The organism is Ruegeria sp. HKCCD4315 (assembly GCF_013112245.1).
Taxonomy (GTDB): Bacteria; Pseudomonadota; Alphaproteobacteria; order Rhodobacterales; family Rhodobacteraceae; genus Ruegeria.
This window is the reverse complement of record NZ_WVRN01000001.1, coordinates 2,327,174-2,342,092: the sequence shown is the minus strand read 5'-3', so window position 1 is coordinate 2,342,092 and position 14,919 is coordinate 2,327,174. Positions and strand designations below refer to the sequence as shown.

General features: G+C 57.2%; 11 protein-coding genes. 5 read left to right on the top strand and 6 right to left on the bottom strand.

Annotation, left to right across the window (positions count from 1 at the left end):
- Window positions 1-48 precede the first annotated feature (48 nt).
- From GS646_RS11610 to GS646_RS23220, 4 genes are all read right to left on the bottom strand, one after another.
- Window positions 49-3,486, bottom strand: coding sequence for a pyruvate carboxylase (locus GS646_RS11610; RefSeq protein WP_171646636.1), 3,438 nt, complete (start codon window positions 3,484-3,486; stop codon window positions 49-51).
- A gap of 160 nt (window positions 3,487-3,646) precedes the next feature.
- On the bottom strand, window positions 3,647-4,768 hold the full coding sequence (locus GS646_RS11605) for an alpha-hydroxy acid oxidase (protein ID WP_171185012.1): 1,122 nt from the start codon (window positions 4,766-4,768) through the stop codon (window positions 3,647-3,649).
- Between the two features lie 38 nt (window positions 4,769-4,806).
- Window positions 4,807-5,985: a diguanylate cyclase gene (locus GS646_RS11600; protein WP_371732074.1), complete on the bottom strand. Its 1,179-nt coding sequence runs from the start codon at window positions 5,983-5,985 to the stop codon at window positions 4,807-4,809.
- Window positions 5,986-6,153: 168 nt separating this feature from the next.
- Window positions 6,154-6,582, bottom strand: a complete 429-nt coding sequence (locus tag GS646_RS23220) for a hypothetical protein (protein WP_371732073.1) — start codon at window positions 6,580-6,582, stop codon at window positions 6,154-6,156.
- A gap of 177 nt (window positions 6,583-6,759) precedes the next feature.
- Between GS646_RS23220 and GS646_RS11595 the strand changes: the two genes are divergently transcribed.
- Window positions 6,760-9,369, top strand: a complete 2,610-nt coding sequence (locus GS646_RS11595) for an ATP-dependent helicase (RefSeq protein WP_171646638.1) — start codon at window positions 6,760-6,762, stop codon at window positions 9,367-9,369.
- 4 nt (window positions 9,370-9,373) lie between these two features.
- On the opposite strand, the gene GS646_RS11590 is transcribed toward GS646_RS11595, so the two are convergent.
- Window positions 9,374-9,664: a DUF1330 domain-containing protein gene (locus tag GS646_RS11590; RefSeq protein ID WP_171185007.1), complete on the bottom strand. Its 291-nt coding sequence runs from the start codon at window positions 9,662-9,664 to the stop codon at window positions 9,374-9,376.
- A gap of 373 nt (window positions 9,665-10,037) precedes the next feature.
- Window positions 10,038-10,262 (bottom strand): DUF1127 domain-containing protein, encoded by a 225-nt coding sequence (locus GS646_RS11585; RefSeq protein WP_171092343.1) that lies wholly within the window; start codon window positions 10,260-10,262, stop codon window positions 10,038-10,040.
- A gap of 993 nt (window positions 10,263-11,255) precedes the next feature.
- Here GS646_RS11585 and mraZ point away from each other — a divergent pair.
- The 4 genes from mraZ to GS646_RS11565 are packed head-to-tail and all read left to right on the top strand — an operon-like array spanning window position 11,256 to window position 14,905.
- Complete coding sequence (mraZ, locus tag GS646_RS11580) at window positions 11,256-11,759, top strand: division/cell wall cluster transcriptional repressor MraZ (protein WP_171185005.1); 504 nt, start codon at window positions 11,256-11,258, stop codon at window positions 11,757-11,759.
- Window positions 11,760-11,763: 4 nt separating this feature from the next.
- Window positions 11,764-12,756 carry a 16S rRNA (cytosine(1402)-N(4))-methyltransferase RsmH gene (gene rsmH, locus GS646_RS11575; RefSeq protein WP_171646640.1) on the top strand — a complete coding sequence of 331 codons (993 nt, stop codon included), beginning with the start codon at window positions 11,764-11,766 and terminating at the stop codon, window positions 12,754-12,756.
- Window positions 12,753-13,121, top strand: a complete 369-nt coding sequence (locus tag GS646_RS11570) for a cell division protein FtsL (RefSeq protein WP_171092339.1) — start codon at window positions 12,753-12,755, stop codon at window positions 13,119-13,121. The genes rsmH and GS646_RS11570 overlap by 4 nt, the downstream gene beginning before the upstream one ends.
- Window positions 13,118-14,905 (top strand): penicillin-binding protein 2, encoded by a 1,788-nt coding sequence (locus GS646_RS11565; protein ID WP_171185001.1) that lies wholly within the window; start codon window positions 13,118-13,120, stop codon window positions 14,903-14,905. The genes GS646_RS11570 and GS646_RS11565 overlap by 4 nt, the downstream gene beginning before the upstream one ends.
- Window positions 14,906-14,919: the final 14 nt, after the last annotated feature.

The following is a 14,919-nucleotide window of genomic DNA, read 5'->3' as shown; positions in this document are numbered from 1 at the left end:
CCGCCCGGTTCCCCGCACGGCCCTTGTAACCTTAGAATGCTAAACCGGTTATTCCAGTTCGACCAGCAGGTCCTTGGCGTCAATCTGGCCGCCGGGCTGGATGTGAACGGCCTTGACCGTTGCATCACGCTCGGCATGAATGCCGGTTTCCATCTTCATCGCTTCGATGGTCAGCAGCATGTCGCCTTCCTTGACCTGTTGACCGGCAGTCACGGCGACGGTGGCCACAACACCAGGCATCGGGGCTCCGACATGGTTGGGGTTGCCGACTTCGGCTTTGGGCCGGGCTTGTGTGCTTGATGCAACCATCCGGTTCGGAACCCGGATCACGCGCGGTTGGCCGTTTAGTTCAAAGAACACGCGGACCTCGCCGTTTTCATCGGTTTCGCCAATCGCCTGACAGCGGATTTCCAGCGTTTTGCCCGGGTCAATCTCGGCCGTGATTTCCTCGCCCGGCTCCATGCCGTAGAAGAAGGTGCGTGTTGGCAGAGTACGGACCGGGCCATAGATCCGGTGGCGACCCATGTAGTCCAGGAACACCTTGGGATACATCAGGTAGCCGTTCAGATCTTCGTCATCGACGTCTTTGCCTTCCAATTGCTTGGACAGTTCGGCACGCGTGGCTTCCAGATCGACCGCAGGCACGTCCTTGCCGGGGCGCTGGGTGTTGGGGGCTTCGTCCTTCAGAACCTTCTTGATGATCGTGTCAGGGAATCCGCCCGGAGGCTGACCCAGATTGCCACGCATCATGTCCACGACCGAGTCGGGGAAGGCCACGTCAGTCGACGGGCTTTCCACATCGTCGCGCGTCAGGCCCTGGCTGACCATCATCAGCGCCATGTCGCCGACAACCTTAGAAGACGGTGTCACTTTTACGATGTCACCGAACATCTGGTTCACGTCGGCATACATCTGGGCGACCTCGTGCCAACGCTCTTCCAAACCCAAGCTGCGCGCCTGCGCCTTGAGGTTGGTGAACTGACCACCGGGCATCTCGTGCAGATACACTTCGGACGCCGGGGCCTGCAGGCTGGATTCAAACGCCGCATACTGACCGCGAACCGCTTCGAAATAATCGCTGATCTCACGGATTGCCTTGATGTCCAAGCCGGTGTCACGGTCGGTGTGGCGCAGGGCCTCAACAACAGTGCCCAGGGTTGCCTGCGAGGTGTTGCCCGAGAAGCTGTCCATCGCGCAGTCCACGGCATCTACACCCGCCTCGGACGCGGCCAGAATGGTCGCGCTGGCGATACCCGCCGTGTCGTGCGTGTGGAAGTGGATCGGCAGACCGACCTCTTCTTTCAGCGCGCGGATCAGGATTTTGGCCGAGGCCGGTTTCAACAGACCCGCCATATCTTTTAGGCCAAGGATATGCGCGCCTGCGTCGCGCAACTCTTTCGCCATTCCGACATAGTACTTCAGGTCATATTTGGCGCGGTCCGGGTCCAGAATATCACCGGTATAACAGACGGTGCCCTCGCAGATCTTGCCGTTTTCGACGACCGCATCCATCGCCACGCGCATGTTTTCAACCCAGTTCAGAGAGTCAAATACACGGAACACGTCGATGTTCTGCGACGCCTGGCGCACGAACTCCTGCACCACGTTGTCGGGGTAGTTGGTGTAGCCGACCCCATTTGCGCCACGCAGCAGCATCTGGGTCATCAGGTTCGGCATCGCCTCGCGCAGGTCGCGCAGTCGCTGCCACGGGCATTCCTGCAAGAAGCGATAGGCGACATCGAAGGTCGCTCCGCCCCAGCATTCGACCGAGAAAAGCTGTGGCAGGTTCGCCGCATAGGTCGGAGCCACTTTGATCATATCGATTGAGCGCATCCGGGTTGCCAGCAAAGACTGGTGCCCGTCGCGCATGGTGGTGTCCGTGATCAGCAGTTGACGCTGCGCCTTCATCCAGTCGGCAACGGCCTGCGGGCCTTTCTGTTCCAGCAGGTTGCGGGTGCCCATTTGTGGCTCGGCCTTCTGTGCGGGGGGCTTGGCCTCTTTCAGGTCTGCGCGCGGCTCGGGGCGATCCTTGGTCTCGGGGTGCCCGTTCACCGTAATGTCCGCGATATAGGTCAGAACCTTGGTGCCCCGGTCGCGGCGGCGTTTGAACGCAAACAGGTCCGGCGTCGTGTCGATGAATTTGGTGGTGTATTCATTCGACAGGAAAGTCGGGTGTTTCAGCAGGTTGATGACAAAGTCGATATTTGTGCTGACACCGCGAATACGGAATTCGCGCAGGGCGCGGTCCATCCGGTGAATCGCCTTGTCCGGTGTTGGGGCCCAGGCCGTCACTTTGGTCAGCAGTGAATCGTAGTACCGGGTGATCACACCACCCGCATATGCCGTACCACCATCCAAACGAATGCCCATGCCTGTGGCCGAGCGATAGGCGGTGATCCGGCCATAGTCGGGGATAAAGTTGTTCTGCGGATCTTCGGTCGTAATCCGGGTCTGCAGCGCGTGCCCGTTCAGATGTACGTCCGCCTGGCTGGCAGCACCGGTGGCTTCAGCCAGAGTCTTGCCTTCAGCAATCAGGATCTGTGCCTGTACGATGTCGATACCGGTGACTTCCTCGGTGACAGTGTGTTCCACCTGCACGCGCGGGTTCACTTCGATGAAATAGAACTTGCCGGTTTCCATATCCATCAGGAACTCGACCGTGCCCGCGCATTCATAATTCACATGAGCGCAGATTTTGCGGCCCAACTCGCAGATTTCAGCACGCTGTTCTTCGGACAGGTATGGGGCAGGGGCGCGTTCAACCACTTTCTGGTTCCGACGCTGGACCGAGCAGTCGCGTTCATAGAGGTGATAGATCTCACCATGCTTGTCGCCTAGGATCTGAACCTCGACATGGCGGGCGCGGGTGATCATCTTTTCCAGATAGCCCTCACCATTGCCAAAGGCAGCCTCGGCTTCGCGACGACCTTCCAGCACCTTTTCTTCCAGCTCGTCTTCCGAGTTGATCGGGCGCATGCCCCGACCGCCACCGCCCCAGCTGGCCTTGAGCATCAGCGGATAGCCGATCTCGGCGGCTTCCTTGCGGATGGCGTCCATGTCATCGCCCAGAACCTCGGTCGCTGGAATGACAGGAACATCTGCCGCAATAGCGACACGCCGTGCGCTGGCTTTGTCACCCAAGGCGCGCATGGTTTCCGCTTTGGGGCCGATGAAGGTGATACCGTTTTGAACACAGGCATCCACGAAGTCGGGGTTTTCTGACAGCAGGCCGTAACCTGGGTGGATCGCGTCAGCGCCGCATTGCTTGGCCACGCGGATGATCTCGTCGATCGACAAATAGGCTGCGACCGGACCCATGCCCTCGCCGATCTGATAAGCCTCATCCGCCTTGAAGCGGTGCAAGCCCAGCTTATCTTCCGCTGCGTAGACGGCGACGGTGCGTTTGCCCATCTCGTTCGCTGCGCGCATAACGCGGATGGCAATCTCGCCGCGGTTGGCGATCAGGATCTTGTTGAAGTCTGTCATAGTAGGTCCCGGTCTTTTGTGTTTGGGCGTCTTATTGGGCAAACAATACGCGCAGGTATATCCGTTCTTCTGGGTAGAACCGGCATGTTACCGCTCGCAAACGCCCTTTGGCCGCTGCAGCCTTATAGTCATGCCGCGCTGCAGCATCAAATGTTTAGCGTTATCTCTCGATTTGAGACAAATTTGCCAATCCCATTTGCCCCATATTCGCGTGCAGATCCTGTTGTAAAATGTCGATGACATGGGCAGGGCCACGTGCGCCAAGTGCTGCTAACCCATACAAAAAAGCGCGCCCCAGCATGACAAAGTCCGCTCCAAGGGATAGCGCGCGCAGAACGTCCAGCCCGCCTTCGATGCCACTGTCAAAGATCAGGGGAAGATGGGTGGCGGTTCTGATGGCTGGAAGAACCTCTATGCTGGCGGGCGCTGCATCAAACTGACGACCCCCGTGATTCGAGACCCAAAGCGCGTCCACCCCAACCTGTTCCAGACTGGGTGTATCTTCGGGCCGAAGGATGCCCTTTATCACCAAAGGTCCATCCCAGTGGTCGCGCAGCCACGAGACATAATCCAAATCCGGTGAGGTCCTGAGCAAGTATCCGATATGCGCCGTCGGCGGCAGATTGCCCGGATTTTCAATGTATTTTTCCAGACTGCGCATGCGCGGCGCGCCGCTGCGCAGCATTCCCATCGCCCAGGCAGGGCGCATCGCGATCTGTGCAAGTAAGCGCGGTGTCAGCTTTGGCGGCTGCCTTAAGCCTGAGCGGGTTTGCCTTTCCCTGCGGGATGCGACGGGAACGTCTACTGTCAGGACAAGCGTACGAAAACCGGCGTCACGTACACGGTTCAGCATATCCTTGCGAATCTCTGGATCCCTCGGTGGGTACAGTTGAAACCAAGCGTCTGGCCCGAGATACGGGGCCAGATCCTCGGGGCTCTGACTTGCGACGGTCGACAAGCTATAGGGAATCTTCGCTTGCGCGGCGGCCTGCGCCAACAAACGCTCTGCATTCGGCCAGACCAACCCGGACATTCCAATGGGCGCGATACCGCAGGGCAAAGCACAAATACGGTTCAGAATCGTCTTTGTCGTATCAAACTCCAACTCTCCGTGCAGGATGGAAGGAGCAAGGCAAACGTCATCCAGCGCTTTGCGGTTGCGTAGCAGGGCCGTTTCCGAACCTGTTCCGCTTTCGACATATTCCCACACGAAATGCGGCAAACGGCGGCGCGCGCGGCGTTTCAGGTCCGGGATGCCCGGAAAGGTGCTGTGCAAGTCCATGCGGATTGATCCGACCCACCGTGCGATTCGGCAAGGGGTTAGGCCGCATCTGAATTTTTCGGGTCACTGTCAGCTTCAGATCGTTTGGGTTGAATTTGCGACTCGCCAGCAACTTGAACTTGGTTGCGCCCTTGGTCCTTGGCGACGTAAAGCGCATCATCTGCTGCGCGCATAAGATCCCGCGGCATGGTTCCGTGTTTCGGGTAATGCGCAACGCCGACCGAGATCGTGATACGCGGCAACGCCTTTTCTCCATAGCGGACCGCGACTGCTTCAATCGCCTGACGCAATTGTTCGGCGCGCGTCATGGCGTCATCGGGGGTGTTGTCCGGCAGGATCAGCATGAATTCTTCACCGCCGACACGGCAGGCAACCTCGTCCCGGTCGCAACTCTGTTCCAACGCGCCCCCAACTGCTCGCAGGACCATGTCACCGGCGTCATGCCCATGCGTGTCGTTGAATTTCTTGAAGTGATCCACGTCCACGGCAATCAAGCTCAGCGCGGCACCCGTCTGTTGACTGCGGCTTATGGATTTCCGCAGCGTTTCGGTCATGTGACGTCGATTGAACAGGCCGGTCAGCGGGTCGCGCACCGATTGGTCATGCAGTTGATCGCGCATGCGGTCATTGGCAATCGCCATGCTGATCTGTTCGGCGCAAGGCTGTGCCAGTTTGCGGCTTTTGTGGAAGCAAGCCTCGCGCCCTTCAAGCGCACGCAGATGCAGCAGGCCAACGGCCTCCCCGTGGGCCAGAATGGGAAAGCAGAAATAGGGCCGTCCGTCATGCGGTTCCGCGTGTTCGCAGACAAAGTCGATCTCGGATGCGCCAAATTCATAGGTTCGCCCCCTTCGCAGACCCCAGCACCCTTCGGGATGAATATGCGCTTTGTGTGCGCCGCCATTCCAACTTGCACAGCCATCCAGCACATCGCGCGAGTTGGAATAGACATAAACACTGCCCTCGGCCTCGGGCAGAATGTGGGTCATGAACCGCGATACCATGTCGAATAGCTCGTCCAGCGATCGGCTGGACTGTAGCCATTCGTTCAACTCGCCCAATAAACGCACCTCGCGTGCCAGGCGGAGTTGATCATCCATCAATGCGCGTTCTTTCTGCGCCCGAAGCTCTAACACACCCAATTGCCTCTGGTTGGTGCGATACACCACAAGGCTCACGGTGCTCAGGGCGAGCAAAACCACTGTGCTGACGACGATCAAAGAAAGCCGCACGCGGCTGATAAACAGATTTCTTACATCTGAGATGTCAGAATTGAATTCGATTGCCCCAAGAAATCGGCCATTCTGGACCACGGGCGCATAGATTTCAGCAACGTGACGGGTATTGGTGTCAAAACCCTCTAGCTGGTGGGTATCCAGCGAGTCGACCTAGCCAATCGGTTTTTCAGCGTGTTTGTAGAACAAGTTACCCATCGCGACGACGTCAGCGAAGTAAGGTTTTGTGTTCACACTTCCAACATCAGACTCGCGCGTGGACCAGAACACGTGACCGGAGGCGTCGAATAGCTTAAATCTATAGATGTCAGAGGTTTCAGGCAGCAAAGCCAGAAAGGCTAGGTCATGCTGACTTAGAATGTGCCGTTCAAAACTCACCTGCAGATCATACAGTTGGCTTTCGACTTGGCGTCCCATCTGAACGGCACGATGGCGTAAATCGGATTCCAGCATATGATCGACGACCGGACCAGGGATGGCATAGATTCCCCAACCGGCCAGCGCGGTAAGCGCAAGCAGCGTTGTCGTTAACATGAAGGTCTTAAGCCTTGTGCTGATGCCTGCCGTCCCAGCCCCGTCCATGTCCGCACTCCCGCACATTGGTGGGGGCAGGATGCGGTGGGGTCTGAAAGAGCGTTAACTCAGCCCGGAACATACCAAAGCAAATGTTTAAGATTTATGCGAACAGAGGCAAAAAGCCTGTGAACAAGCCGTGAACAAACTCTTTCCCTTCGGGCTTATCCGGCGTAGTTTGGGCCCATGAGCAGTTTTGACGAAATGGACGCCTTTGAAGGCGCATCGCTGTCGGCGCGGGCTATGGCCGTGCGCCCGTCACCCTATCTGGATGAATTGAACCCCGCGCAACGGGACGCGGTCGAACATCTGGATGGCCCGGTTCTGATGCTGGCCGGGGCAGGGACGGGCAAAACCAAGGCTCTGACGGCCCGGATCGCGCACTTGCTCAATACGGCGCGGGCCCGTCCGAATGAGATTCTTTCGGTGACATTCACCAACAAAGCCGCGCGTGAGATGAAAGAGCGTGTCGGTCGCCTGCTGGGCCAGCCTGCCGAAGGGATGCCGTGGCTGGGCACGTTCCACTCGATCTGTGTCAAGCTGTTGCGCCGTCACGCGGAATTGGTCGATCTGAAATCGAATTTCACGATCCTGGACAGCGATGATCAAAAGCGACTGCTGAAACAGCTTACTCAGGCGGCGAACATCGATGACAAGCGTTGGCCTGCGCGCTTGCTGGCCAGTATCATCGACGATTGGAAAAACCGTGCGTTGACACCGGACAAGGTGCCTTCTGCCGATGCTGGGGCGTACAACAACAAGGGTATTGAGCTTTATGCACAGTACCAGACGCGCCTGCGCGAATTGAATGCGGTGGATTTTGGCGATCTGCTGCTGCACATGGTCACGATCTTCCAAACCCATCCGGACGTTTTGGAGCAATACCAGCGCTGGTTCCGCTACATTCTGGTGGACGAGTATCAGGACACCAACATTGCCCAATACCTTTGGCTGCGTCTGCTGGCCGGAGGACACAAGAATATATGTTGTGTGGGGGACGACGATCAGTCGATTTACGGCTGGCGCGGTGCCGAAGTGGGCAACATTTTACGGTTCGAAAAGGATTTCCCGGGCGCTTATGTGGTGCGGCTGGAGCAGAACTACCGCTCGACCCCGCATATTCTGGCGGCAGCATCGAACGTCATTCGAGGGAACGAAAACCGTCTGGGCAAGGAATTGTGGACTGACGTGGATCAGGAAGGTGAAAAAGTTCGCTTGATCGGTCATTGGGATGGTGAGGAAGAAGCCCGCTGGATCGGTGAGAGAATCGACGCATTGTTCGACGGGTCGTCGCGCTTAGCCAAGCAGCGTTACAATCCAAGATCCAAAGATATTGTTCAAGAGTTTGAACGCTTTGCAAAGCGCGGGAGCTTGCATGGTATAGCTTCCATTGATCAGCTGGAGCGGCAGCTAAGGACGCAGAATTTTCCTTACCAAGACTTCAAAACTTTGAACCTGGTATGGAGACTCAAAGGCTTTTCAGATGATGAAAAGCCCTTGGAACAAGCATTTTACAGGTTCAGTTACAACGAGATTGCGATTTTGGTCCGTGCGTCGCACCAAATGCGCGCATTTGAAGATCGGTTCCTGACCATTGGTCTACCATATAGAGTGATTGGAGGGCCGCGTTTTTTTGAACGGATGGAGATTCGCGACGCTATGGCCTATTTCCGGTTGGTGGTCAGTCCCGAAGACGATCTGGCCTTTGAGCGTATTGTGAACACACCAAAACGTGGCCTTGGAGACAAGGCACAGCTTACGATTCAAGCAGTGGCGCGTGAAAACGAAGTATCGCTGGTCGAAGGGGCTCGGATTGCTGTCGATAACGGGCTGATCAAGGGGAAGGGTGGCAAAGCCCTGCGCGAGTTGATCGATGGGCTGGCGCGGTGGAACGCCATGACGCGCGGCCCGCGGATCGAGGTAGACGACGACTCGGTGATTGATGACGGATCACCCCTGCGGTTCGGTGCGCCCGAGCATACGCATATCGAACTTGCTCAGATCATCCTCGATGAATCCGGCTACACGGCCCATTGGCAGAACGACAAGACACCCGAAGCGCCGGGGCGGCTGGAAAACCTGAAAGAATTGGTGAACCAACTGGACAATTTTGAGAATCTGCAAGGGTTTCTGGAACATGTCAGCCTTGTGATGGACAATGAGCAAGATGGCGACGGCGACAAAGTGTCGATCATGACGCTGCACGCCGCCAAGGGGCTTGAGTTTCCGGTTGTCTTCCTGCCGGGGTGGGAGGACGGGTTGTTCCCTTCGCAACGGTCGATGGACGAATCCGGCCTAAAGGGGCTCGAGGAAGAACGGCGTCTGGCCTATGTTGGCATCACCCGCGCCGAAGAGGTCTGTACGATTTCATTCGCCGCCAATCGGCGGGTTTTTGGGCAATGGCAGAACTCCATGCCTTCGCGTTTCATCGATGAATTGCCTGAAGAGCATGTAAAGGTGCTGACCCCTCCGGGTCTTTATGGCGGCGGGCACCAGACAGCGGGAATCGAAACGCGCGCAGCCGAAGCCAATGTTTACAACTCACCGGGCTGGAAGCGGATGCAGGCGCGGCAGGGGCAATATGGCATGTCGCAACCCCGCGAAAGTCGCGACACGGTGATCGACGCCACCGCCTTGGCCAGTTTCACGCTGGGCGAGCGTGTGTTTCACCAGAAGTTCGGCTATGGCGCGGTCATCGGTATCGAGGGCGACAAGGTTGAGGTCGACTTTGACAAGGCGGGCACCAAAAAGGTGGTGTCACGTTTTCTGACCAACAAAGATGACGTTCCGTTTTGACGCGTTAGATCCCATCCACCAAAACCAAATTAGTCGAGGCGGTGGCTTGCCGGATCTTCGCCAATTCGACGTAATCAGGGTCGTCTTTCCAGGCTTTCGCTGTGGCTAGGTCTGGAAACTCCATCAGCACAATTCCACCTTCCGGCCAATTGCCTTCGATTCGTTCGATCGGCTTCGATGAGACCGTGAGCAAACGGCCTTTGTGGCGGTCGAAGATCGGCATGAACCCTGCCAGATAATCTTGATACCCGTCTGGGTCGTGTATGTCGATTTGCGCGATGAAATAGGCAGCCATGGCGTTCTCCGGATCAGAAATCAGGATGCCATCCTACACCGGAGCCCGAAAAACAAAAAACGGCGGTTCCCAGGGAGGAGGAAGGGGAACCGCCGTCTTGTCAACATCAGAGCAGGGAGGAGGAGAGCCCCGATGTATGCGAACCCGGGTTTGAGCCCGGTATGGGGAAGACGCGGCGACGTCAGGGAGGAGGACGACGTCGCCGCGCGCTTTCAACATCAAGGCAGGGAGGAGGAGAGCCTCGATGTATCAGGTTCCGGCATCTTGAGGCCGGTATAGGGTGCGGCAACGTCAGGGAGGAGGAGAGACGTTGCCGCTGATTACAGACCCTAAAGGGAGGAGGAAGGGCCTGATCTCTGTATCTTTGGTGCGCTCAGCGCGCGGTGTGGTCTTCTGCCGCCTGCATGGCGACCCGGCGGATCATCGAACGGTGCAGGCCCAGATCAGCCAGCTCGCGGTTCGACAGGCCGGACAGTTCGTTCACAGTCTGGCGGTACATGCGATAGCGTGCAAAGCGTGTCTTGGCGTTTTCTACCAGTGTGTTCAGTCCGAACGCCGGTGCGCTCTTGGGTGCTGTTTGTGTGCTTGCAACTGCCATTTTCATCATCCGTCTATCTTGCGTTACCGATATCAGTCGGTCCGTGCTTGAGACTGAAGATAGGCAAATGCTGCGAATGCACAATGGGTCACGTCATCAATGCTGCTATGCAGCAAGCGCATAGATTGGTTCGCTTTTTTCCCGGCAACGATATGCGCCTTAAAAATATAGGTATTACCCAAGGGCACTTTGAGCCCCCCGGAAATCGCATCATTGTGAACTGCCTTGGAATTGAGCGCATTCGGCGAGAATTTGTGCGACTTGAAACGCAGAGGACGGATTCTGGATTTGCGCAGTATGTCAAAGAATGACTGTTTGTAGGGCCCAAAGTCGTCTTGCCGATTCTAACCGCTCGGGTTGGCGGTAGCGCGAAATAGGGCGTTTATAGTGCCAAGTGACGACCTATGGGAATTCGTGGGCGATCCTGGTGCGGGCAGGGAAATGCCGGAATCTTTGTTGTCTTTTTATGGTCGATTCTTGCGTTTGGCTGCTTCACGCGTGTCAAAAAATCCAGCCTGAACGAAAAGATTCAATTTTTTTCGGGAAAACGCGGGAAAAAATTTCCCCAGAAATTTGTTCTATATATAGGCAGCGGTCGATTAGGCTGCACTATTTGTGGTGTTTTGATGACAAAACTCTTGTATTTTAGTATATACATAGCGTGCCTCAGGTGTCACGGATGGAAAAATTCCTGTTGATTTCCATGAATTCCCATGTCATCCCTTATGCATCCGATGAGGACGAGGCAGCAGGGGCGCCAAACGACCCCGAACCAAAAATACAAATCAGGTTTCATACAGGCATCTCGCTTTCATCAACCAAGAGATCCGGCGCGCGGGCGAGCAGACATCCCCCCAGGTGGCGCGTGCAGCTGGACATCCCGCAAAGCGGGTCAATGCGGCGGGTTGATCAGTGGCAGCAGATCAACCCGCCGTTTTTCTTCCGGGGGGAACGTGAATTTGAGGTGGGGCGCAAGCGAAAGGGACAGTCGTCTTGGCGCGCAGGTTTAGAGGTGAAAGCCACCATAAGGTGGACACGAAGGGCAGGGTCTCGATCCCGGCCTCGTTTCGCCGTGTGCTTGAAGCGTCCGATCCCAACTGGCAGCCCGGTGACAATCCTGAGCTTGTGATTGTCTATGGCGACCACCGTCGCAAATACCTTGAGTGCTATACCATGCAGGCGATTGACGAGGTCGACGCCAAGATTGACGCGTTGCCGCGCGGCTCGATGGAACGCAAGATGCTGCAACGCATGTTCCACGGTCAGTCTTTTCCGACCAATGTCGATGAGACCGGTCGTCTGGTCTTGCCCGCCAAGCTGCGCGCCAAGATCGATCTTGAAAATGAGGCCTTCTTTATCGCCGCCGGTGACACCTTCCAGATCTGGAAGCCCGAGACTTATGAGGTCGAGGAGCTGGCCAAGGCCGAAGAGTGGATGGACGATCTGCCCGACGATTTCGACCCGATGGTCTATCTCGATGGCGTCGGGGACGCGTGACGGCATGTCCGGCGCTGTCCCTCCCTCCGATAAACCCCATATCCCTGTTCTGCTGCGCCCTCTGTTGGCCGCAGTGGCTCCGGTATCCGGTGTTTGGTTGGACGGCACCTTTGGGGCAGGCGGATATACGCGCGGGTTGCTAGATGCAGGGGCTGACAAGGTGATTGGCGTCGACCGTGATCCGCTTGCCTTTGAAATGACCGCTGATTGGGCAGGAGAGTACGGCGACCGGTTGGTGATGCAGCCCGGTGTGTTCTCACGGATGGACGAATACGCTCAGGATCTGGACGGCGTTGTTCTGGATCTTGGAGTGTCTTCGATGCAGCTGGATCAGGCTGAGCGCGGTTTTTCCTTCATGAAGGACGGCCCTTTGGACATGCGCATGAGTCAGGAAGGCGAAAGCGCCGCCGATCTGGTGAATGAAGCGACCGAGGCTCAATTGGCGGATATTCTGTTCCACTATGGCGAAGAACGTGCCAGCCGTCGGATTGCCAAAGCAATTGTCAAGGCACGGGCTGAAGAACCGATCACGACAACCTTGCGCCTGGCCGAGATCATAGAGTCCTGCTTGCCGCGTCCGAAACCGGGCCAATCGCACCCCGCGACGCGCAGCTTTCAGGGTCTGCGGATCGCGGTAAACGCGGAATATGAAGAGCTGTTTCAGGGTTTGATGGCTGCGGAACGCGCGTTGAAACCTGGCGGGCAACTGGCTGTCGTGACTTTCCATTCCATCGAGGATCGAATGGTCAAGCGGTTCTTCCAGTCCCGCGCGGGCAAGACAGGGCGTGCAAACCGTTACGCGCCTGAAATCGAACAGGATCAGCCGCAATTCACGCTGAAGACCCGTAAGGCCGTAGGCCCGGATGAGCTGGAATTGCAGGAAAACCCGCGCGCGCGCTCGGCCAAACTGCGCGTGGCAATCCGAACTGAGGCACCGGCAGGGGAAATTGAGGCCCGTGCCATAGGGATGCCGCAACTGGGGGGAAGGGCAAAATGAAGAGTATTTTGTATGTGTTGACCGCTTTGTCCGTTTTTGGGTTGGCGCTGTGGGCCTATCAGGAAAACTACCGCACCCAGCAGGTGGTGAAGGAAACGCAGAAACTCCAGCGCGAGATTGGCATGGCACAGGTTCGGCTGGCAGTTCTGAACGCGGAATGGGCTTACCTGAATCGTCCTGACCGACTGCGCGAATTGGCAGATTTGAATTTTGAGCGTCTGGGTCTGTTGCCGCTGCGGGCAGAACAGTTTGGGCGTGCCGATCAGATTGCCTATGCCGAAGACCCCGATCTACCCATCGTTGATCCGATCGAGTTGCAGGCCATCACCGACATTCAGGCGTTGGGCGAGGTGCAGATTCCATGACACGCACGCCGCTTCGCCCTCTGGCCCGAATTCTTGATGCCCGCGCCCGAGGTGAAAACCCAAAGGCGATTGAACGGGAAAACATCCGTAAACGCCACGAGGATATGAAAGACCGCGCCCGCGCCCGTGCAGAAGGGCGTCTGTTGGTGCTGGGGCTGTTCTTCTTTTGCGCCTTCTCGGTTGTCGGGGTCCGCATGGGTATGCTGGCCACATCCGAAGCGCAGGAGCCGGTGGCAAGTGCGCCGGGTGCGGCCATTGCCATGCAGCGTGCCAATATCGTTGACCGCGAAGGGCGCATCCTGGCGACCAATCTGGACACTTATTCGGTCTACGCGCAACCGCACCTGATGATCGACCCGATCGCCGCCGCAGATCAGTTGGTGGCAATCTTTCCGGATCTGGACAAAGAGCGTCTGGTCAAGGACTTCACGGGCAAGCGTAAGTTCCTGTGGATCAAGAAACGAATCTCACCCGAACAGAAACAGGCCGTACACGACATCGGGGATCCCGGCATTCTGTTTGGACCACGCGAAATGCGCCTTTACCCCAACGGCAAGCTTGCCGCGCATATTCTGGGCGGGTCCGGCTTTGGTCGGGAAGGTGTCAGCGCTGCGGAAGTGATCGGTGTTGCAGGTGTCGAGAAACAGTTCGACGACTATCTGCGCGACCCGGCCAACGGCAACAAGCCGCTGCAATTGTCGCTGGACCTGACGATTCAGGCGGCTGTGGAACAGGTGCTCTATGGCGGTATGAAGATCATGAACGCCAAGGGGGCCTCGGCCGTTCTGATGAACGTGCACACAGGTGAGGTTGTATCAGCCGCGTCTCTGCCGTCGTTTGATCCAAATGACCGTCCGCGCCCGCCGACCTCGGGGTTTGATCCATCGGACAGCCCGCTCTTCAACCGCTATGTGCAAGGCGTCTACGAACTGGGCTCGGTCTTCAAGATTTTTACTGCAGCGCAGGCCGTCCAACTGGGGCTGGTGAATTCTAATACGATCATCGACACTTCAGGTCCGATGAAGATTGGTCGCTTTCCCATCGGTGAGTTCAACGGCAAGAATTACGGCAAGATCAGCGTTGCGGACGTGATCGTTCACAGCTCGAACCGGGGTACGGGCCGTTTGGCGTTGCAGATCGGTGCGCAGCGGCAGCAGGATTTCCTGAACACGTTGGGCATGTTCGATCCAACGCCGTTTGAAATTGTAGAGGCCAAGGGCGGGGTGCCCCTGAAGCCCAAAAAATGGGGTGAACTGAGCACTGTAACCATTTCCTACGGTCATGGTCTGTCAACAAGCCCGATGCATCTGGCGGCCGGGTACGCGGCCATTGCAAATGGCGGGCATTATGTCAGCCCGACTATTCTAAGAAAAAATGGTCCGCAATACGGCCCTCGGGTCATGTCGGACAGCACGGCGCGTCAGGCTCAGAATATGCTGCGCAAAGTGGTGACTGACGGCACCGCCAGCTTTGCCGAGGTCAAAGGCTATGACGTGGCTGGCAAAACCGGCACAGCGGATAAGCCAAAGCCGCGTGGTGGGTATTACGATGACAAGGTCATTGCGACCTTCGCGACGATCTTTCCGGCCTATGATCCGAAATACGTTCTGATCGTCACATTGGACGAACCTTCGATCCTGGCATATGGCGAAAAGCGCCGCACTGCGGGCTGGACCGCCGTGCCCGTAGCCGCCGAACTTATTGGTCGCGTCGCACCCTTGCTGGGCCTGCGTCCTCGGCTTGAGCCTGAGGCGGGCGCTGCTATAACGCTGACCTCAAACTAGGCTGTCCGGCAAGA